This window comes from Rheinheimera sediminis (genome assembly GCF_004005375.1).
Lineage (GTDB): Bacteria > Pseudomonadota > Gammaproteobacteria > Enterobacterales > Alteromonadaceae > Pararheinheimera.
Map to the genome: position 1 here is coordinate 40,306 of NZ_RZUF01000015.1, position 19,619 is coordinate 59,924.

The 19,619-nt window shown below is 46.1% G+C and carries 20 protein-coding genes; 12 read left to right on the forward strand and 8 right to left on the reverse strand.

Annotation, left to right across the window (positions count from 1 at the left end; translation table 11 throughout):
• The first annotated feature begins 22 nt into the window (after positions 1-22).
• The 10 genes from EMM73_RS11470 to maiA all read left to right on the forward strand — a co-directional run bounded on the left by EMM73_RS11470 (position 23) and on the right by maiA (position 11,157).
• Entirely contained in the window at positions 23-1,402 is a 1,380-nt protein-coding gene (locus tag EMM73_RS11470; protein ID WP_127686571.1) for a YcjX family protein, read from the forward strand.
• Positions 1,399-2,412, forward strand: a complete 1,014-nt coding sequence (locus EMM73_RS11475; protein ID WP_222422651.1) for a TIGR01620 family protein — start codon at positions 1,399-1,401, stop codon at positions 2,410-2,412. The genes EMM73_RS11470 and EMM73_RS11475 overlap by 4 nt, the downstream gene beginning before the upstream one ends.
• Before the next feature lie 275 nt (positions 2,413-2,687).
• Positions 2,688-3,890 carry a methionine gamma-lyase gene (megL, locus tag EMM73_RS11480; RefSeq protein WP_127686572.1) on the forward strand — a complete coding sequence of 401 codons (1,203 nt, stop codon included), beginning with the start codon at positions 2,688-2,690 and terminating at the stop codon, positions 3,888-3,890.
• Positions 3,891-4,041: 151 nt separating this feature from the next.
• On the forward strand, positions 4,042-4,842 hold the full coding sequence (gene phhA, locus EMM73_RS11485) for a phenylalanine 4-monooxygenase (protein WP_127686573.1): 801 nt from the start codon (positions 4,042-4,044) through the stop codon (positions 4,840-4,842).
• A gap of 27 nt (positions 4,843-4,869) precedes the next feature.
• Positions 4,870-5,211, forward strand: a complete 342-nt coding sequence (locus EMM73_RS11490) for a 4a-hydroxytetrahydrobiopterin dehydratase (protein WP_127686574.1) — start codon at positions 4,870-4,872, stop codon at positions 5,209-5,211.
• A 208-nt stretch (positions 5,212-5,419) separates the two neighbouring features.
• Positions 5,420-6,982 carry a transcriptional regulator TyrR gene (gene tyrR, locus EMM73_RS11495; protein ID WP_127686575.1) on the forward strand — a complete coding sequence of 521 codons (1,563 nt, stop codon included), beginning with the start codon at positions 5,420-5,422 and terminating at the stop codon, positions 6,980-6,982.
• Between the two features lie 215 nt (positions 6,983-7,197).
• Entirely contained in the window at positions 7,198-8,262 is a 1,065-nt protein-coding gene (gene hppD, locus EMM73_RS11500; protein ID WP_127686576.1) for a 4-hydroxyphenylpyruvate dioxygenase, read from the forward strand.
• Positions 8,263-8,264: 2 nt separating this feature from the next.
• Positions 8,265-9,407 carry a homogentisate 1,2-dioxygenase gene (locus EMM73_RS11505; protein ID WP_127686577.1) on the forward strand — a complete coding sequence of 381 codons (1,143 nt, stop codon included), beginning with the start codon at positions 8,265-8,267 and terminating at the stop codon, positions 9,405-9,407.
• Between the two features lie 9 nt (positions 9,408-9,416).
• A complete protein-coding gene (locus EMM73_RS11510; protein ID WP_127686578.1) occupies positions 9,417-10,433 on the forward strand; it encodes a fumarylacetoacetate hydrolase family protein in 1,017 nt (338 codons plus the stop codon).
• 85 nt (positions 10,434-10,518) lie between these two features.
• Positions 10,519-11,157, forward strand: coding sequence for a maleylacetoacetate isomerase (gene maiA, locus EMM73_RS11515; protein WP_127686579.1), 639 nt, complete (start codon positions 10,519-10,521; stop codon positions 11,155-11,157).
• Positions 11,158-11,441: 284 nt separating this feature from the next.
• Here the strand turns inward: maiA and EMM73_RS11520 are convergent, their stop codons facing one another.
• From EMM73_RS11520 to gloB, 3 genes are all read right to left on the reverse strand, one after another.
• Positions 11,442-11,930, reverse strand: a complete 489-nt coding sequence (locus tag EMM73_RS11520) for a hypothetical protein (RefSeq protein WP_127686580.1) — start codon at positions 11,928-11,930, stop codon at positions 11,442-11,444.
• 31 nt (positions 11,931-11,961) lie between these two features.
• The gene (locus EMM73_RS11525; RefSeq protein WP_127686581.1) at positions 11,962-13,545 is read right to left on the reverse strand and encodes a lytic transglycosylase; all 1,584 of its coding nucleotides are present in this window, start codon (positions 13,543-13,545) and stop codon (positions 11,962-11,964) included.
• A gap of 67 nt (positions 13,546-13,612) precedes the next feature.
• On the reverse strand, positions 13,613-14,368 hold the full coding sequence (gene gloB, locus EMM73_RS11530) for a hydroxyacylglutathione hydrolase (RefSeq protein ID WP_127686582.1): 756 nt from the start codon (positions 14,366-14,368) through the stop codon (positions 13,613-13,615).
• A gap of 18 nt (positions 14,369-14,386) precedes the next feature.
• On the opposite strand from gloB, the gene EMM73_RS11535 reads away from it, so the two are divergent.
• A complete protein-coding gene (locus EMM73_RS11535; RefSeq protein WP_261373388.1) occupies positions 14,387-15,154 on the forward strand; it encodes a class I SAM-dependent methyltransferase in 768 nt (255 codons plus the stop codon).
• On the opposite strand, the gene EMM73_RS11540 is transcribed toward EMM73_RS11535, so the two are convergent.
• The 5 genes from EMM73_RS11540 to EMM73_RS11560 are packed head-to-tail and all read right to left on the reverse strand — an operon-like array spanning position 15,151 to position 17,957.
• Positions 15,151-15,606, reverse strand: a complete 456-nt coding sequence (locus EMM73_RS11540) for a YaiI/YqxD family protein (protein WP_127686583.1) — start codon at positions 15,604-15,606, stop codon at positions 15,151-15,153. The two genes, EMM73_RS11535 and EMM73_RS11540, sit on opposite strands and share 4 nt — an antisense overlap.
• Positions 15,590-16,108, reverse strand: coding sequence for a GNAT family N-acetyltransferase (locus tag EMM73_RS11545; RefSeq protein ID WP_127686584.1), 519 nt, complete (start codon positions 16,106-16,108; stop codon positions 15,590-15,592). The genes EMM73_RS11540 and EMM73_RS11545 overlap by 17 nt, the downstream gene beginning before the upstream one ends.
• Positions 16,105-16,962, reverse strand: coding sequence for a TraB/GumN family protein (locus EMM73_RS11550; RefSeq protein ID WP_186435198.1), 858 nt, complete (start codon positions 16,960-16,962; stop codon positions 16,105-16,107). The genes EMM73_RS11545 and EMM73_RS11550 overlap by 4 nt, the downstream gene beginning before the upstream one ends.
• A gap of 30 nt (positions 16,963-16,992) precedes the next feature.
• Positions 16,993-17,421 carry an alternative ribosome rescue aminoacyl-tRNA hydrolase ArfB gene (arfB, locus tag EMM73_RS11555; RefSeq protein ID WP_127686586.1) on the reverse strand — a complete coding sequence of 143 codons (429 nt, stop codon included), beginning with the start codon at positions 17,419-17,421 and terminating at the stop codon, positions 16,993-16,995.
• Positions 17,415-17,957 (reverse strand): DUF2058 domain-containing protein, encoded by a 543-nt coding sequence (locus tag EMM73_RS11560; protein WP_127686587.1) that lies wholly within the window; start codon positions 17,955-17,957, stop codon positions 17,415-17,417. The genes arfB and EMM73_RS11560 overlap by 7 nt, the downstream gene beginning before the upstream one ends.
• 138 nt (positions 17,958-18,095) lie before the next feature.
• Between EMM73_RS11560 and EMM73_RS11565 the strand changes: the two genes are divergently transcribed.
• Complete coding sequence (locus tag EMM73_RS11565; RefSeq protein ID WP_127686588.1) at positions 18,096-19,412, forward strand: DEAD/DEAH box helicase; 1,317 nt, start codon at positions 18,096-18,098, stop codon at positions 19,410-19,412.
• Positions 19,413-19,619: the final 207 nt, after the last annotated feature.

Below are 19,619 nucleotides of genomic sequence, written 5' to 3' on the forward strand. Positions count from 1 at the left end.
AGACGCCAACTAGGAACACTGCATGGATTGGTTAAAAAAGGCGCGCTGGCATTCAGAACAATTGACACAGCGTGCCTTTCACCGTCAGCTCAGACTGGGCGTGACCGGCTTAAGTGGTGCTGGAAAAACTGCACTGCTTACAGCCATAGTGCATCAGTTGACCCAAAGTCATAGCGCTCATTTACCATTTTTCTCCGTGATGCAAAAACGCTGGTTAGGGGCTTGCATTGATGACAATCAATTACCACAATTGCCTCGTTTTGGTTTTGAAAAAAACTTAAATTGCCTGCAGCAACAGCCTGCTTGCTGGCCACCTTCGACTGTCGGCTGGAGTCAGTTGACTTTAGCTTTGCGTTATCAGAGCGAATCGAGTTTACGCGCCCGTTTTCAGGATTTTCAGGAAACTGAATTGGTGCTGGTGGATTATCCGGGTGAGTGGCTGCTGGATTTGCCTATGCTGCAACAAAGTTACCAGCAGTGGTGTGAACAAAGCTGGTTGTTGTTTGCTCAACCTCATAGGGCAGCCACAGCAGCTGCTTTTAAACATCGATTACAAGCCATTGATTTGAGTGATACTTCTGTGCTTTTTGTGCAGGAGCTGTGCAGCGAATACAGCAGCTTACTGCAGCAGTTCCGTGAAGTGGCTGGTGCTTATTTGAATCAACCAGGCCGATTATTGGTACCTGGTGAATTTGAAGGCACGCCTTTACTGCAACTCCTGCCTTTGTTGCCAGAACAGCTGGAACAAGGTGGCGCTCTGGTGGACTTGATGCAAAAGCACTTTGTCTGTTACCAAAGCCAGGTGATTGAGCCTTTTTACCGCCAGTACTTTTCAGGTTTAGACCGCCAGGTGGTGCTGGTTGATGTTTTGGGCGCACTGAATGCCGGTGAGTCTGCACTTTTAGAGCTGAAACAAAGTTTATTATTGATTTTACAGAGTTTTGATTACGGTCCTGAACACTGGCTGCGGCGTATTTTCAAACCCCGTATCAGCAAAGTACTATTTGCCGTCAGTAAAGCTGACCATGTCACGCCCGATCAGCATCAGGCGCTCACTTTGTTGTTGCAGCAGCTGCTATTGCAGCATCTGCAGAGCGTAAAGTTTCAACTTTGTCCTTACGAAGTGATGGCGATAGCTGCAATTAAGGCCAGCGAAGCAGGTTTTGTGAAGCACAATGCTCAGCAACAGCCTTGTTTAAGGGGGGTTAGTGCAGCAACGGGCGAAGCCTTGATTTATTATCCGGGCGACGTGCCACGTTACTGGCCAGATCATCAGCTTTTTACCGAACATCATTTTGAGTTTCAGTCATTGGCGCCTTTGCCATGGCCTAAGCAGCAAGTGCTGGGGCATATCCGTTTGGATCATCTGCTGGAGTACCTGTTAGGAGATAAACTGACATGACAGATTTAAAGCAAGCCAAAAGCTTCAAAGCCGCCGACTTTATAGGCTCTGATACAGTTTCGGAACTGCCTATGGCAAAGGCTGTGCAGTTTGAACAGGCAGATTTTGTGGTTGAGCCACAAGTTGAACCAGAACAACCAAAGCGCAAGCCCTTTTCTGCACTGATGTGGGCTGGGATCAGTAGTTTTATGCTGTTAGTGGTTGTAGCTTTGTATAGCGTTGTGACGACCATCCAGCAGGCTTTTATAGCTCCAGGCATCAGTACTGTGCTCGAAGCCTTATTTTGCGCTGCTTTATTAACTTTAACCAGCTTGTTGCTAGCAAGGGAATGGCGCTTGTGGCGACGTTTAGCCAAAACCCGCATTTGGCAGCAAGCCCATCAGCGTATTCATGCCAGTGTTCAATACGGTGAAGCAGAACAGCTTTGTCTGGATATCGCTGCCGTTTTACCTGAATCAACAAAACAGGATGTGGCTGACTGGAAAGCGCAAAAAAAAGCAGAGCATAGCGATCGGGAGCTGCTGGATTTGTTTGAACTCAAAGTGTTGAGTAAAGCCGACGCCCAAGTGCGTCAGCATATACATCAAGCCTCCGCTGACGCCGCCATGGCCGTTGCCGTGAGTCCTTTTGCTTTGGCCGATATGCTTTTGGTGCTTTGGCGCACCAGTAAATTACTACGTCAAATGGCTGAAACTTATGGCGCTTCTTTGGGACAGCTACGTAGTCTGATCCTGATTAAACATTTATTTGCTGCTTTGTTGTGGGCTGGCAGTTCAGAGCTAGCGCTGGATTTAGGGGCTGATGTAGTGGGCGCTGAACTGACCAGTAAACTGTCAATGCGGGCGGGGCAGGGGTTAATAGCCGGTATGCTGGTGGCTCGTTTAGGTTTAGCTGCACAGCAATTGCTACGCCCTTTGCCATTGGCGAAAAGTCAGAAACTAAGTTTGCTGGATTTAAGCAAAGCTTTAGTAGGGCGTTTGCTCGGTAAGCTTACTCCTTTGTCAACTTAACACTACATCCCCTCGTGTTTTTGCTAAAACTGACGGTGCTGCTTCAGACCGTCAGATGTCTATATGCCTTGTCGCTGATATAACCTTTTGTTTAGATAAAATAAAAAAACGCATAATAAGTAAATACATACCCAAAGTAACTGGTGCTGTAGCCAGTTGATCCTGCAGGTGCTGAGTTTACCCCAGCCCGTTGCACCATATCCTCACCATGATATGGAGTGCGGTCAACAATGCTGCAGCTTCTAATACGAAGGGTATACAGCAACAGGTGTCCTATGAGTAAGCAGTACAGTCATCCAGATACGGTATGTATCCATGCCGGAAAAACCGGTTTAAATCCACATGGCGCTTTAGCTACGCCTTTGTACCAGACCTCAACTTTTGTATTTGATAGTGCCGAACAAGGCGCAGCCCGTTTCGCTGGGGAGCAGCCTGGTTATATTTATACCAGATTAGGCAATCCAACCACACGAGAGCTGGAACTGAAAGTTGCAGCCTTGGAAGGCATGGAAGATGCTGCAGCGACAGCCACGGGTATGGGCGCTGTAGCCGCTGCTACTATGGCCTTTTTACAACAAGGTGATCACCTGATTGCCAGCAAAGCCATTTATGGCTGTAGCTTTGCGCTGTTTAATCATCAGTTTGCCCGCTATGGTATAGACGTCAGTTTTGTTGATATGACAGACCATAACGCCGTCAAACAAGCGCTAAAACCTAACACCAAAATGATTTTTGCGGAAACGCCAATTAACCCTACTTTGACCGTGCTGGATTTAGATTTCATCGGTCAGTTTGCTCAGCAGCACCAATTGATCTCGGTGATCGATAACACCTTTCTGACCCCTTTACTGCAAAAGCCGGCGGACTATGGCATAGACCTGATTTTGCACAGTGCCACCAAGTACCTGAACGGCCATGGTGATGTGGTGGCAGGTATTATAGTCGGCAGCACTGAGCGTATTACTCAGATTAAACTGACTACCTTAAAAGATATGGGCGCTACCATCAGCCCGCACGATGCCTGGCTGATTATCCGTGGTTTAAAAACCTTGTCGGTACGAATGGAAAGGCATTGTCAGAATGCGCAAAAAGTAGCGGAGTTCCTGGAAGCACATCCTGCAGTAGGCCAGGTGTATTATCCGGGGTTAAAATCGCATCCGGGTTATAAATTTATCGGCAAACAAATGAAAGCCGCTGGTGGTGTGTTGGCCTTTGAGCTGAATGGCAGCCTGGATGATGGCCGCTACTTTATTAATCAGTGTCAGTTACTAAGCCTTGCGGTCAGCCTTGGCGATGCCGAGTCGTTGATTCAGCATCCTGCTTCAATGACTCATAGTCCTTATACGTCAGAAGAGCGCCAAATGGCCGGTATCAGTGATGGCCTAATTCGTATTTCTGTCGGTCTTGAGCATGTCGAAGATATTATTGCTGATCTGGAGCAAGCTCTTGCCTTGATGTGCAAGCGGCAGCAGAGCTAAACACTTTGTTGTAACCATAGCTTTACAAAATCAGCAGAGTTGACGTGAACGTCAACTCTGCCATGGGTTAACAGCCGTTGTCCAATCCTCTAGTATCGGCCCCAACTAAAAGGTTGATAAAACCGCTATAAGATCGAAACAACAGGGTTCTATGAGCAAATCAAGTAAATATGTATCGCATCAGTCGGATGAGAATGGCTTTATTCACTGGTCAACTGAAGAGCATCAAATCTGGTCTGAATTAATGCAGCGGCAGCTGTCCTGCATCGAAGGTAAGGCCTGTGATGAATACCTGGACGGACTGAAGAAGCTGAATTTGCCGCTGGATCGCATACCACAGCTGGCAGAAATTAATGCAGTATTGCAGCCAAGTACAGGCTGGAAAGTGACTGAAGTGCCAGCTTTGATTAGTTTTGACAGGTTTTTTCAGCTGTTAGCCAATAAAGAGTTCCCAGTTGCCACTTTTATCCGTAGTAGGGAGGAGTTTGATTACCTGCAGGAGCCGGATGTATTCCATGAAATATTTGGTCACTGTGCCATGCTGACTCATCCTGCTTTTGCTGAATTTACCCACACCTACGGTAAACTCGGCTTAGCGGCCAGCAAAGAAGATCGTGTGTACCTGGCGCGTCTGTACTGGTTCACTATCGAATTTGGCTTGTTAAACAGCAAAGATGGTTTGCGTATTTATGGCGGTGGCGTTTTATCCTCACCAGGTGAAACTCAATACGCTATTGGATCGGACGCGCCAGAGCGTAAGGTCTTTGATGTTGTGGATGTACTGCGTACTCCTTACCGTATCGACATTATGCAGCCAGTGTATTTTATGATTAATTCAATTAACGATTTATTTGATGTATCCCAATTGGATTTGATGGCTATGGTCCAACAGGCTCGATCTCTGGGTTTACATGCACCTAAATTTCCGCCTAAAGAAAAAAAGGCAAGTTAAGCTTTGCCGATAACTGAGAACACACTGATGTCTGAATTAAAACAAGCTAAATGTGAAGCCTGCCGTGCCGATGCACCCAAGGTATCTGATGAAGAACTAGCACAACTGATGCACCAGATCCCGGACTGGACCCCAGTGGCCCGTGATGGCATTTTGCAATTGGAGCGTGAGTTTAAATTTAAAAACTTTAAGCTGGCTTGGGCCTTTCACCAGAAAGTAGCGCAACTGGCTGAAGATGAAGGTCATCATCCGGCTTTGCTGTTGGAATGGGGCAAGCTCACTGTGACCTGGTGGTCGCATTCGATTAAAGGTCTGCATAAAAACGACTTTATTTGCGCCGCTAAAACAGACGCTTTGTTAGCTTTTTAATACCTGCTATTTGAGGGATGGGCTTGTCCCATCCCGTCATTTCCCCAACACAGAGCCCTCCAGGTTCGCACCCTGCCTGTCGTGACTATCCATGCTTTGCAGCTAGTGCAAAGGGGATGTGCATATTTCTTTACAAATAATACTGGTCTGCCCGAGTCTCTTTACCGTATCATGAAAACTAGGCAAAAGCATAAGGTGGTTTTGTATCATGAGGTTAGAAATTCATTGCCAGGATCGACTGGGGATCACTCAGGAAGTGTTAAATATTCTGGTCAGTTATCAGCTGGATTTGCGTGGTATAGAGGTAGATCCTGCCCAGGGAAGGATTTTTGTGTCTTTCCCAACGGTCAAGTTCGAGAAATTTCAGGAGCTGATGGCAAAGATCCGTCGCATTCCTGGCGTCGATGATGTCAAAACCACAGCTTTTATGCCATCCGAGCGGGAGCATAACGAACTCAGCACCTTATTGCGTACTTTGCCTGACGGTATTGTTGCAATAGATACCCGCGCCAATGTAACCATTATTAACGAGGCTGCGCTTGAAGCTTTGTCAATGGAGCGCAGTGAAATCGAGGGGCAGTCTCTGACTGCTATGGTCAAAGGCTTTAATTTAAGCCGTTGGCTGGAAAGTGATGATGTGCTGGCTCAAACCCGTCGGGTAGAAATACAGAATAAGCGTTTTATAGCCGATTTATTGCCAGTGCTGGTGCCGGATGATTCAGGCAAAGATATTCTGGCGGGCGCTGTGCTGAACCTAAAATCTGAGAGCCGTTTAGGCGAGCAGATGGTGGTGTTTAAAAAAGGTGATCAGGACAGCTTTAACAATTTACATGCGCATAGCAACTTAATGCGCAAAGTAGTGCGTGAAGCGAAAAAAATGGCCCAGCTCGATGCGCCAATTCTTATTATGGGTGAAACCGGTACTGGCAAAGAAGTGTTGGCTCGTGCTTGTCATGCGGCCAGTAGCAGAACTGGTAAACCTTTTTTAGCGGTCAATGTAGCTGCTATGCCGGACTTAGTCGCTGAGTCAGAGCTTTTTGGCCATGGCCCTAATGCTTTTCCTGGGGCAAGTGAAGCGAAAAAAGGTATTTTTGAACAGGCCAACAAAGGCACAGTGTTTCTTGATGAAGTAGGGGAGATGTCGCGTGAGCTGCAAACCAAGCTTATTCGCTTTTTGCAGGATGGCAGTTTCCGACGAGTAGGTGATGAAAACGAAGTCAAAGTGGACGTGCGGGTGATTTGTACCACACAAAAAGACTTACCGGCCATGGTGCAGGAAGGCAAATTCCGTGAAGATTTATTTTATCGTCTGAATGTCCTGACGCTCAGCTTGCCGCCTCTGCGCGAGCGTAAGCAGGATGTAGCGCCTTTAGCCGAGTTTTTTATCGCCCGTTTCGCTGCCCGCTTAGGCCGCAAAGCGCCAAAACTAACAGATTCCTGCGCTAATTTTCTGCAGCACTATCCCTGGCCTGGCAACGTGCGTCAGTTAGAAAATGCTTTGTACCGCGCAGTGACTCTGCTGGAAGGTTATGAGCTGGATAAAGAGCATATGCAATTACCAAGTTATACCAGTGACTTTGGGTATTTGGAAAAAGACTTTGACGGCACACTGGATGAGGCGGTACGAAATTTCGAAGCTGATTTATTACGTAAACTCTATCCGGCTTATCCAAGTTCACGTCAATTGGCGAAAAAACTCGGTTTAAGTCACACAGCTGTCGCTAATAAATTGCGCGAATATGGTATTAATCGCAAGAGCGTAAAAATTTAGATACGCTTTGTGTGATTAGCTCTACAAATTTCTGGCCCTAAAGCTCGTTTTGGGGTCTTTTTGCTTGTTAAATGAGCGGCATTGCGTTTTTGTCAGTTATTCTGTACAAAAAAGCCGTTTTTTCGTCTCTAAGTCATCCATGAAGCCTCTCTTCCATTTTTTTTCTGCAAGCGCAAGATAAGCACAAATTAGCCTGATTTTTTCTGGAGATCTTGATGTTTGACGCTATTAACCCTTTGGGTACCGATGGTTTTGAATTTGTTGAATACACTGCAGCTACAGAGCAGGGAATAGCAGACCTGAAGCAACTGTTTGCCTCTTTAGGTTTTACGGAAGTGGCCAAACACCGTTCTAAGGAAGCCTGGTTATACAAACAAGGCGATGTGAATTTTATTGTGAACGGTCAGCCAAATTCTCAGGCTGAACAATTTGCCGCCGAACATGGTCCAAGCGTCTGTGCTATGGCCTTCCGTGTCAAAGATGCAGCAGAAGCTTTAAAGCACGCCGTGGCCAATGGTGCTAAAGCCTATCAGAATCAGGTGGGCCCTATGGAGCTCAATATCCCGGCAGTGTACGGCATAGGCAGCAGCTTGTTGTATTTTGTTGACCGTTACGGTCAGAATTCAGTCTATGACGTTGATTTTAAATTCTATGACAACTGGCAAACTGAAATGGCGAAAAACCAGGTGGGTTTAGAGGTGGTTGACCACCTGACTCACAATGTCCGTCGTGGCAATATGGCACTGTGGGCTGGTTTTTACGAGCGTATAGGCAATTTCCGCGAAATCCGTTATTTTGATATCGAAGGTAAGCTGACCGGCCTGGTGTCTAAAGCCATGACAGCGCCTTGTGGCAAAATCCGTATTCCAATTAATGAATCTTCTGATGATAAATCTCAGATCGAAGAGTTTATCCGTGAATACAAAGGCGAAGGTATTCAGCACATCGCCATGACCACCGACAATATTTACGAAACTGTGCGTACTTTGCGCCAACGTGGCATGGACTTTATGCCAACGCCAGATACCTATTACGAGCGCGTCAATGCCCGTGTTGAAGGCCATACTGAAGATCTGGAGCAGTTAAAGGAGCTGCGTATTCTGATCGACGGTGCACCAATGAAAGACGGTATTTTATTGCAGATCTTCACCCAAACTGTGATAGGCCCTGTATTCTTTGAAATCATTCAGCGTAAAGGCAATGAAGGTTTTGGTGAAGGTAACTTCAAAGCTTTGTTTGAATCCATCGAAGAAGATCAAATTCGTCGCGGAGTACTGTAACCATGCGTAAGTGGGCGTCTTTTCCGATTAAAGAAGGTGAAATTTCCCGCCAGGCTCATGCTGATTTCCCGGATAGAGCCATTTATGAACGGGAAACAGGGCGTAGTGGCTTTTTTGGACCGGCTACCCATTTCCATCACACCCATGCTCCTACGGGCTGGAGTGACTGGGAAGGGCCGTTAAAACCACGTCTGTATAACTTTAACGACATAGCCGGCAATCAAAACGTGTCGCCATGGCAGGTGCCGACTTTATTGCACAATGCGCATTGCAAAATGCGCACCTGGCGATTAACAGAGTCGATGAATGATTTGGTGCGTAATGCTGATGGGGATGAGCTGCTGTTTGTGCACGAAGGTGCGGCAGAGCTCTATTGTGACTATGGGCATATGAGCTTACGTGATGGCGATTATGTGGTCATACCAAGATCCACAATGTGGCGTCTGGAAGTCACAGAGCCGCTGTTTTTGTTGATGATTGAAGCGACCAATGACTCTTTCCAGTTGCCGGAAAAAGGCCTGGTCGGTAATCATGCTATTTTTGATGCGGCGATGATCGACACACCAAAAATAGATGAGGCGTTCAGAGCTCAGTACAGCGAAAAACAAAGCCGGGTTCAGGTCAAACGTCACGATCAGGTGTCAGTCATTACCTATCCATACAATCCACTGGATGCGATTGGCTGGCATGGCGATTTAGCCGTGATGCGGATCAACTGGCGTGATATCCGGCCTTTAATGAGCCACAGATACCACTTACCGCCATCTGCGCACACTACTTTTGTCGCGCAGCGTTTTGTAGTTTGTACCTTTGTACCTCGTCCTATTGAAAGTGATCCGGGCGCATTAAAAGTTCCTTTCTATCACAATAACGACGACTATGACGAAGTGCTGTTTTACCATGCTGGTGATTTCTTCAGCCGTGACAATATTGAACGTGGCATGGTGACCTTCCATCCGGCGGGTTTCACCCACGGGCCTCATCCTAAAGCCTTTGCTGCGGGCCGTGAATATAAAAAGAAATTTACCGACGAAGTGGCCGTTATGCTGGATACCCGTGATGCACTCTTGGTGGGCGACGCTGCTTTAGCCACTGAAAACCCGGACTATGTAAATAGCTGGAAAATTAAACCGGCCGCTCTGTAAGGATTAAAAATGAAGTTAGCAAGTTTGAAAAACGGCCAGCGCGATGGCCAGCTCGTGGTCGTCAGCCGTGATTTGAGTCGTTGTTTGGCTGTGCAGCATATTGCAGGCACTATGCAACAGGCATTGGATCACTGGTCTGTGGCTGCGCCACAACTGTCTGAAGTGTATCAGGCGCTGAATAGTGGTTCTGTGCAAGGCGAACAAGCTTTCGACCAAGCTCAGTGTGAATCGCCATTACCACGGGCTTATCAGTGGGCGGATGGCAGTGCTTATGTTAATCACGTTGAATTGGTGCGTCGTGCCCGTAATTCCGAAATGCCACCCAGTTTCTGGACTGATCCTTTGATGTATCAAGGTGGCTCTGATGATTTTATTGGTCCTCGCGATGTTATCGAAGTAGTCAGCGAAGACTACGGCATCGACTTTGAAGGTGAAGTCGCAGTGATCACTGACGATGTACCTATGGCAATCAGTGCCGAAGAAGCCCGGCATAAAATCCGTCTGGTGATGCTGGTGAACGACGTGTCTCTGCGGGGGTTAATTCCAAACGAACTGGCGAAGGGTTTCGGTTTTTTTCAATCAAAACCTGCGTCTGCCTTTAGTCCTGTGGCCGTGACTCCAGATGAATTAGGCACTGATTGGCAAGATGCCAAGCTGCACTTGCCTTTAGTGTCATATTTAAACGGCAAGCTGTTTGGTCAACCAAACGCTGGCGTTGACATGACTTTTGATTTTGGGCAACTGGTCGCTCATGCCGCCAAAACCCGTAATTTAGGTGCTGGTGCTGTAATAGGTTCTGGTACTGTGTCGAATAAACAAGGTACAGATTATGGCACTTCTATTGATGAAGGTGGCTTAGGCTACAGCTGTATTGCTGAAATCCGTATGATTGAAACTATTCGAGACGGCGCGCCTAAAACTTCGTTTATGAAGTTTGGTGACAGCATCCGTATTGAAATGCTGGATAACGCAGGTCAGTCGGTGTTTGGTGCCATAGAACAAAAAGTGGTGAAATACGGTGTTTAATTGACGTGAATACATCAAGCCAGTCGATTTCTCTGTCAGAGGCGGCTGGCTTTTTTGTGTCTGCTTTACAAGGGGAAATCACAACATGAAATTACATGGTTACTGGCGCTCCAGCGCCGCCTACAGGGTACGTATAGCGCTGAATATCAAAGGTCTGGAGGCAGAGCATTGTCCTGTGCATCTGATCAATAACGGCGGAGAGCAGCACAGTTCCGGTTATCAGCTGTTAAATCCTGCAAAACTAGTGCCTACGCTGGAGGATGGCGAGCTGAGTTTGAATCAGTCACTAGCCATTATTCAGTACCTGGAAGACTGCTATCCAGCTTCCCCTCTCTTGCCAAAAGACCCTGTAGAGAAGGCTGCAGTAATAGCTTTTGCTTTGGATATAGCCTGTGACATTCATCCCTTAAACAACTTGCGGGTACTGCACTACCTGACAGGGCCGCTGGCTTTGTCAGAAACTCAAAAATTGCAGTGGATCCAGCATTGGCTGGCAGTAGGTTTTAGTGCTTTGGAAAAGCGTTTGCAGACAACGTCAGGCTTGTATTGTTTTGGGGATGCAGTGACCTTGGCTGATCTTTGTTTGGTGCCGCAGGTTTACAATGCGTTGCGTTTTCAACTGGATATGACAGATTATCCACTGATCCATGCTATTTATCAGCGTTGTAATACAATAGAGGCCTTCCAACATGCAGCTCCTGAACGACAGGTTGATGCTGTTTAAGTCGCTTCAGATCCTTGTATTTGTTAAGCTGTGTTGTAGTGGAGTAGCTAAAGGGTGAAGCAAAATGAAACTACCGAAAAAACCTGTTAATGCAGTACTGTTTTATGTGGGAACCGCAGGGCTGGTGACACAGGTAGTTGTTAGCTTTTACTTACTGACGCAGGGACGCACCATGGAATGGCATTGGTGGTTTCACTGGCTTGCCCCAACACTGTGCTTGCTTTGGGGCTTGATCCCCAGACTACAATTGCAGAGAGAACAGTAGCCCCATCGTATTACCCCTTTTAACGACCCGGAGTAAACATACCCTCAATACGCACTTCGCTTATCCCATCCTTGTTGAAATGGAATTTTATTTGCGCCATGTTTTTATGGAAAAAGTATGGTGTATTGTTGAACATCAATACATAACCAGCGCGGGCTTTATCCCGATACTTAGCATCGCTGTTTTTACTGAGTTTAAAGCTGTATTGCCCCAGGATCCATTCAAAAGCTTGCAAAGGTTTGTCGCTCCAATCCGTGACCCAAATTTGTTCATCTTTGTGCAAAACCAAAGCCAAAGTATATTTTGAGGGTAACTCAGCAACTTCAAGCGTTTGAATTCCAGCCTGAAATACTTCGGTTCCATTCTGCTGTTTATATGCAAAACCAAACTGCAGACTTTGTTTTGAGCCGTCCAGGAAGGTTAGCTGGCCTTGTCCTGGCACAGTAAAATAAGCCCATGCGGTGGGAGCACATAGTAAAAGGAGCAACATCAAGCTCGATTTAACCATACAATACCTCAAACTTCTTGTGATACTTCATTTAGCTTGCCAGATACAAAGTGAGTTGCTGTCCAGGCTGTAAGTACTTATTTGTTTTAATATTATTCCACTTGACGATATCAGCAACTTTTACTTTGAAACGTTCAGCTATGCTGGCTAGCGAATCTCCCTGCTTGACTTTGTACGTTACAGTTTTTGCTTCAGATGCTCTTTGTTGCGGTGCGCTTGGGACGTAGGTCAGGGTTTGACCTGGTTTCAATTGAGCTTTTGTATCTAGTTTGTTCCAGTTGCTCAGTTGCTCAGTGCTGACATTCAGCTTTTTGCCTATTTCCCATAAGCTATCACCACTTTTGACGGTGTAAGTTTGCACCGCTGAAGCTGTTGCAGTGGTTTTTTGCGTCGAGCGAGCGGTAACTGCAGTTTCGTCAGGCAGAGTCAAACCTGGGATAGTCAACAGCTGGCCAATTTTTAACTGGCTGGAATTTAAATTATTGGCGCGCTGTAAGGCTTTTACAGAAGTTTTGTGAGCTGCAGCAATCTTACTTAAGCTGTCACCGGATTTGACCTTGTAGCGGCCAGTGGAAGCTACAGGGGCTACTTTTACTTTGGGCAAAGCAGCTATTTGCTGGTCAATATCATCGGCTGCACCAAAAGGCACCACTAATTGATAACTTGAACTGGGTACAGTGGTTGTTTTGAAACCTGGATTCAGACGTCTGAGTTCGGCCACTCTCAGATTCAGTAAATCCGCAGCTTTGACTAAATCCAAACCTCTATTGATTTGAATCACTTTGGTTTGCGGTTTATTAGCCAGCAAAGGCATGGGAATAGCGTACTTTTCCGAATTCTTTAATAATTCTGCTAATGCCAACAGTTTCGGAATGTAAGCTGTAGTCTCTTTGGGTAAGTTTAACGACCAGAAATCTGTGGCTTTGCCGCTTTTTCTGTTTTTGTTGATGGCAGCAAACACGCGACCTTCACCTGCATTGAACGCTGCAATTGCGCTCAGCCAGTCCTGATTCACGTTACTGTAAAGGTATTGTAAATAGTCCATAGCGGCGCGACTGGATTCAATAACATCACGGCGACCGTCATACCAGGCATTTTGTTTTAACCCAAAACTGCGACCTGTGCCAGAGCTGAACTGCCAAATGCCCAGCACAGTAGAAAATGAACCAGCTTTTGGATTGTAAGTGCTTTCCACTATGGGAAGTAGTGCAAGTTCAAGTGGCATTTTGCGCCGTTCTAGCTCTGTAACTATGTGATATAAAAAAGGTTCTGCATTATGTGAAGCGATTTTTAACAACTTTTGGTTGCGAAGGAAAAAGCGTTTTTGGACTTCTATATCTTCGTGACTCGGTATTGGCAGTGTCATTTGGTCGGCAACTCGTTGCCATAGATTCTCGTACTTCGCCAGTTCGACCTCAGCTTCGAATGACGCACTATGCTTGAAAAGAGCATTGGCAACTTGCTCTGCTGTGGCTGCTTTGTCCTGAATAGATTGATCAGGAACTGAAGTTTGGTATTGCTCCTCACCAGAGCCTGCTGTTTTATCCTGAGAGGTTGGAACGGCACAACTGGCCAGCAGTGCAGCCGCTACAGCGACAGATAATTTTTTCAGCATTCGCTTTTCCCAAAATCAAAAATCAGCCTTATGTTACCTGCTCAGCCTTCAAAAGCAAGGTTGTCGATCAAAATCGATCTTTGGCTGATCGTAACGCAGTGAACAGATCCACTGCATTGTGTTGTTGCCAGCGGTGTTGTAACACCGCATCTTCAGCCCTTAAAAAAGGATTAATTTGCCGCTGTACAGCTAAGGGAGTGGGCAAGGTAGCTTGCTGTTGTTCCCTTTGTTGTAGACACCAGTGTTGATAGTCCGCAAGTTTTGTATTGTCCGGATCGGCCCAGCGAGCAAATTCCAGATTGGCTAAGGTATATTCGTGGGCGGCGTACACTAAAGTTTGATCGGGTAATGTCAGAATGCGCGACAAACTCTGCCACATCTGCTCTGCTGATCCTTCAAACAGACGACCACAACCTGCGTTAAACAAAGTATCACCGCAAAACAGAACGGGCGCTGAATAGTAAGCTATATGACCTAGGGTATGGCCAGGAAGTTGCATCACCTGAAAAGTTAAATCGAAATCGGGTAGTGCAATCTGATCCTTGTCCTGTAACCAGATATCTGCATAGGGGATTTTTTGCTGTTCTAAAGCGGGTGCATAAACTATAGCATCTGGCCAATGCTGCTTTAATGCATTGATGCCCCCGGTATGATCAGGGTGATGGTGGGTGATCAGGATCACTGCTAATTGTAGCTGCTGATGTTGCAGGTAGTGCTGCACTACCGAGGCATCACCTGGATCGACAATCAAAGCCAACTCTGCTTGGCGCAGGCACCAAATGTAGTTATCCTTAAAAGCGGCTAGAGCAGTGATGTCTGGCATAAATAATTTCCGTAGCTGATGTTGTTAGAAAGTGAAGTGTATCCGATGAAACCTGCGTTAAGTTACCACAGTACAACAGTACCCCGACAGTGGCAGCAGTTGCCGCAGGGAGAACAGATGGCTAAAGCGTTAGAGCAGCAGCTAAGTCAGTGGTGGCCAAAGATTTTTGGTTATCATCTGCTTAAAGTGGGAAGTTTAAGTAGTGGCTTAGATACTTCCGACTGTAACATCAAGCACCAAATTTGTTTAAACGAGCACCTTGAGCAGGCGTCTGTAGTGGCTGAACCTGATGCTTTGCCTTTTTTGGAACAATCAATAGACGCTGTCTTACTGGCGCATTGTCTGGAATTTTACCCGGATCCTCACCATATAGTGCGTGAAGCTCACAGAGTGCTGATGCCGGATGGCTACTTATTATTAAGTGGTTACAATCCGTTAAGCAGTGCCGGATTACTGAAACTATGGCCCGGTGTCAAGCAGCAATTGCCTTGGGCGGGGCGTTTTTTCACACCATCCCGTGTCAAAGACTGGTTGCATTTGTTGGGTTTTGAAGTGATGTACGAACAACGTTTTTTCTGGTCCAGTTTACTTGGACAGTATAAACCTGACAGCCGCTGGCAGAAATGGTGTGAAACTTATTTAGGGTATTTTGGCGCTTCTTATGTGCTGGTTGCACGTAAAAGAGTACTGCCTTTAACTCCAATACGACCGAAATGGCAACGAGCGCCAGCTTTTCAAACTGCGGTAAAAGGCATCAGTGCCCGGCAAGAGGTCAATCAGGATTAGGAGGTTTTGGGCTGTTTTTGCAGCCACTGATCCAACTGATTGGCGAACTGCTGTTTATCTTGCTGGCCCAAAGGCGCCGGGCCAGATAGCTGCACACCACTGTTGCGCAGTTCTTCCTGCAAATTGCGCATGGTCAGTCTGTCGCTGATATTGTCCGGAGTCAGTAATCTGCCTTTACTGGTGATACAAAGCGCACCTTTAGCCACAGCAGCAGCTGCCAGAGGAATATCGTTGCTGATCAGCAAATCGCCCTTTGCTATGCGTTCTTCGATATAACGGTCTGCTACATCAAAACCATGCTCAACCTGCACTGCTCTGATATAAGGGCTGCGTGGAATTTGAAAGCTATGATTCGCAACCAGATAGAGCTGGACTTGTCGGCGTTCAGCAGCTTTAAACAACATCTCTTTTAATACTTTGGGGCAGGAGTCTGCATCAACCCAGATTGGCATCCTGATGATCCTTTAATAGTTGTCTTGCTTGCTTGTGGCCTAATTTCATAAAAAACAGCAATGGGTCGGCAATACCAGGTTGTTCGGCTTCAACAAAACCTAATTGCCGATAACACTGCACTGCTATCTTGTTGCTCTGATAAACAAATAACGAAAAATCCCGTTGTGGCTGCTGTTGTAAACCTTGCGCAATCAAACCCTTGATCAGTGTTTTGCTATGGCCCTGTCCTCTGCTATCCGGATGCACTAATAAACGGGCCAGATGATTGCAGTCAAAACGATCGCAAAGCTGGCCAAAGGCAACACGTTGTCTGTGCTGATACAACCAATAACTTTGTGTGCCCGGCAAATACAGTTGCTGTAAAAATTGCAAGGCTCTGATGGGAAACTGAAAGCCTTCGCCACCCCATTGATCCAAGTCTTGTTGTGAATCAAACCAGATGTGTAAATAAGCAGATTGTTCTGGTGTCACTGGACTTAATTGATAAGGGGCATGTTTCATAACTTATCCTTCAGCGGCGTGATCTGGTATCCCTGTTGAGTCAGTTGTTCAATTAAGCCCTGATCTCCGGCCAGATGCAAAGCGCCGACCACAACAAAAAACGGCTTAGTCTTAGGTTCCGCGACCAGCTGTTTCAGCCATGTATTGTTTCTTTTGACAATAAGAGTCTGATAAATAGCTGGGTAGTTTTTTAAGTCGTGCAAGTATAAGTGGTCTAACTGCTCGAGATTGCCGCTACGCCAGGCTTTTCGCATTGCGTCAAAATCTTCGCTACTGTCTTTTAGATCATCCATGGTGCTATTGATCAGCGTTTCAGCGCCGCTGTTATTCAACTCAGTAATTACATCGAGATGCTGTTGCATAGTTTCAAGGCCAGCTATCTTTTTGCCAGATTTTTTAGCTTCATCCTGCAAAAATGCGTCGACTCCGGGTGCGTTGGCCCCTTGAGCTTGCAGTTGAGTGGTGGTCAGCATAATAGCGGCAAATGCAGGTTTAAAGCGGGTGATTTGCTCCAGTGGTATTTTATGTTGTCTGCAGTAATCAGCCAGTTGTTTTGCCAAGGGCGCTGAGAGGTGTTGCAACAAGTTTTCGCCTGAAGGGTAAGAGTTTAAACTGATCATTTGCTGTATGCCGGAGGGACTTGATAATTGCTCTAGATCGGTTTCCAGCACTAAGGAGTCACTCTGTTGCAGTGCCAGCAGGTATTCAGGCGGTAAAGGGTAATCTTGGGCGCTTAGCATATGAACTGAGCCGGCAAGATAAAAATGCTGTTTGTCTTTACTGACTTTCCAGACGCCATCGGCCAATACAGTGCTGCTAAGCAGCAGCAGAAAAGAAATAAAAATACGGGTCACTGTTGAGAGCCTCTGGTAGATATTATCTGATTAGTCAAAAGAACCTACTTTGCCACGCAACTTCTTGCGTTCTTTGTGCTGAGTTTTTTGTTTCAGCCTGTCCATTCGTGCACCAAAAGTTGGCTTGGTCGCGCGTCTTTTTTTCGCTTCAAAACTGGCAGATTGCAGCAGTTGTATTAACTTAGCCACTGCATCCTCTTTGTTCATATCCTGACTGCGGTGAGCCTGGGCTTTTATCACAATAACGCCACTTTTACTGATCCTGTCATCCGGATACTGCAGCAGCTTTTGTTTAAACTCATCCGGTAAACTGCTGCGTCCTATATCAAAACGCAGCTGCACCGCTGTAGATACTTTATTGACATGTTGACCGCCACTGCCCTGAGCCCGGATGAAACTGAATTCCAGTTCATCCAGATCAAGTTCAAGGCCAGCCTTAATTTCAACTAAAGTTACCACATCAAATCATCCGGAATTTGATAAGCGGCGTATGGATCATCTTCCGCCTGTACTTCGGCGCTTTGTCCTGTGTTATGCAGTACTATGATAGTTTCAGCTAAACGTTGCTGGATTTTTTCTGCCACTTTCACTGGGATTACATAATACTGTTCCGCAAGTTTCGCTATGGCCGCTTGGCCTTTTGTTAATTCCGCATGAATACGATTACTGACATATAAACGTTTTACAATACTGCCATCTGTGAAGTTAAAGGCGGTTTCACCTTTATGTGTGATTGTATTGAGCTCTATCAGCTGTTTAACCTGCGCCGCTAGTGCTTTCTTATCCTGTTCAGCCTTACGCTGACGATTTAATTCCTGATCACGTTGCAGTTGTTGCTGCCGGCTTTGCTCGGCGAGCACAGACGCTTCATTGACGACTGTGCCGTTTTTTCCTGCTTGCACACGTTCTTTATGTTTTTCTTTCTTAATGGCTTTTAATTTTTTCTCGTTGCCTAAACCGGCTTTGAGCAATTGTTCCTGCAGTGATTTACTCATAAAAAAGTCCTGTCGATCAGATAACGCTATTGTTTCATGTTAAAGCCACGCTGCAAAGAGCAGAAGGTCAGACTAACTGCCTTGGCTAAAAATGCGCTATGATAAGGCACTTTTATTGAATTTGTCCGGGACCTTATCTTGTTATTTCACGATCTTGCGTTAGACCCTCGTTTAGTCCGTTCTATCCAGCATCTTGGCTTTGCGAAACCAACGCCAATTCAGCAGGAGGCTGTGCCTGCCGCTATGACGGGCAAAGACTTAATGGTTTCTTCGCAAACCGGTTCAGGAAAAACTCTGGCGTATTTACTGCCAATGATGCAGCGCTTATTGCGCAGCAGACCTTTATCCAAACAAGATGCCCGGGCTTTAATTCTGGTACCCACCCGTGAGCTTGCACATCAGGTCTATGCCAAATTACGTTTATTTGTGGCCAATACACCATTAACCAGCGCTTTAATTGTCGGTGGCGAAAACTTTAATGAGCAGGAAAAAATCCTGAAACGCCAGCCCACTATCATAGTGGCGACTCCTGGACGTTTTATTGATCACCTGCAGCATAAAACATTTTTTATCCAGGGTTTGGAAATGCTGATTTTAGATGAAGCAGACCGGATGCTGGATTTGGGCTTTATGCCACAACTGAACGAAATTAATAGAGCTGCTGATCATCGTTTACGTCAAACTCTAATGTTTTCAGCCACTTTAGACCACGCTGAAGTGAATGAACTGGCGATGTCTTTGTTAAAGTCGCCACACAGAGTTTCAGTGGGTGCTTCCTATCAACAGCATGAAGATATCGAACAGCGTTGTTATTTTGCTGATCATTTGTCGCACAAAGAGGCCTTATTGGCTTATTTGTTAAAACAGGAACAAATCAGTCAGCTGATTATATTTACTGCGACCCGCGAAGACACCGATCGTCTGGCAAAACTATGTGACTCATTGGGTTATCCGGCTGTAGGTTTAAGTGGCAAGTTAACTCAGGGCCAGCGCAATACGGTCATGCAGGGCTTTTCTGCCAATAAACATCAGGTGCTTGTCACCACAGATGTCGCATCCCGAGGTCTGGATTTATTGCAGGTCAGTCATGTGGTGAACTTTGATTTACCTAAACATGCGGAAGAGTATGTGCATCGTATAGGGAGAACAGGCAGAGCGGGGGCTAAGGGGACAGCGATATCTTTAGTAGGTCCAAAAGACTGGGCCGCGTTTTGTGCCATTGAAAGCTTTTTACGCCGTCCTTTGCCTATGGAAAAAGTAGAATCTTTACCTGCTAAATTCAAAGGCGTAGATCTGCATGCACCGGTAAAAGCTGAGAAGAAAACCAAGCCTGTGGTCAGAAAAACAAAACCAAAATCAGCCGGTACCAGCACCAAGGCTAAGCCTGTCGCTAAACCTAATTTTTATCAGGCAGGCGATGATGGCATGACCCCAGTGAAGAAAAAGCTCAAATAATTTGCGGCAGTATGTTTTTTATTCGAAAAATAGTGCTACACTCGAATCGTTACTTTGTAGATTTGTTCGACAGTTTTTATTGCAAGCAATTGTTTTGGCTGAAGAATTATTTAGAGTAACTGGAACGGCCAAAACCAGAAAAACTATTTTTCTGTCGGATCAGTAATAGCTATTGACCACTTTGTCAGGTTCACTGATAATGGGGTC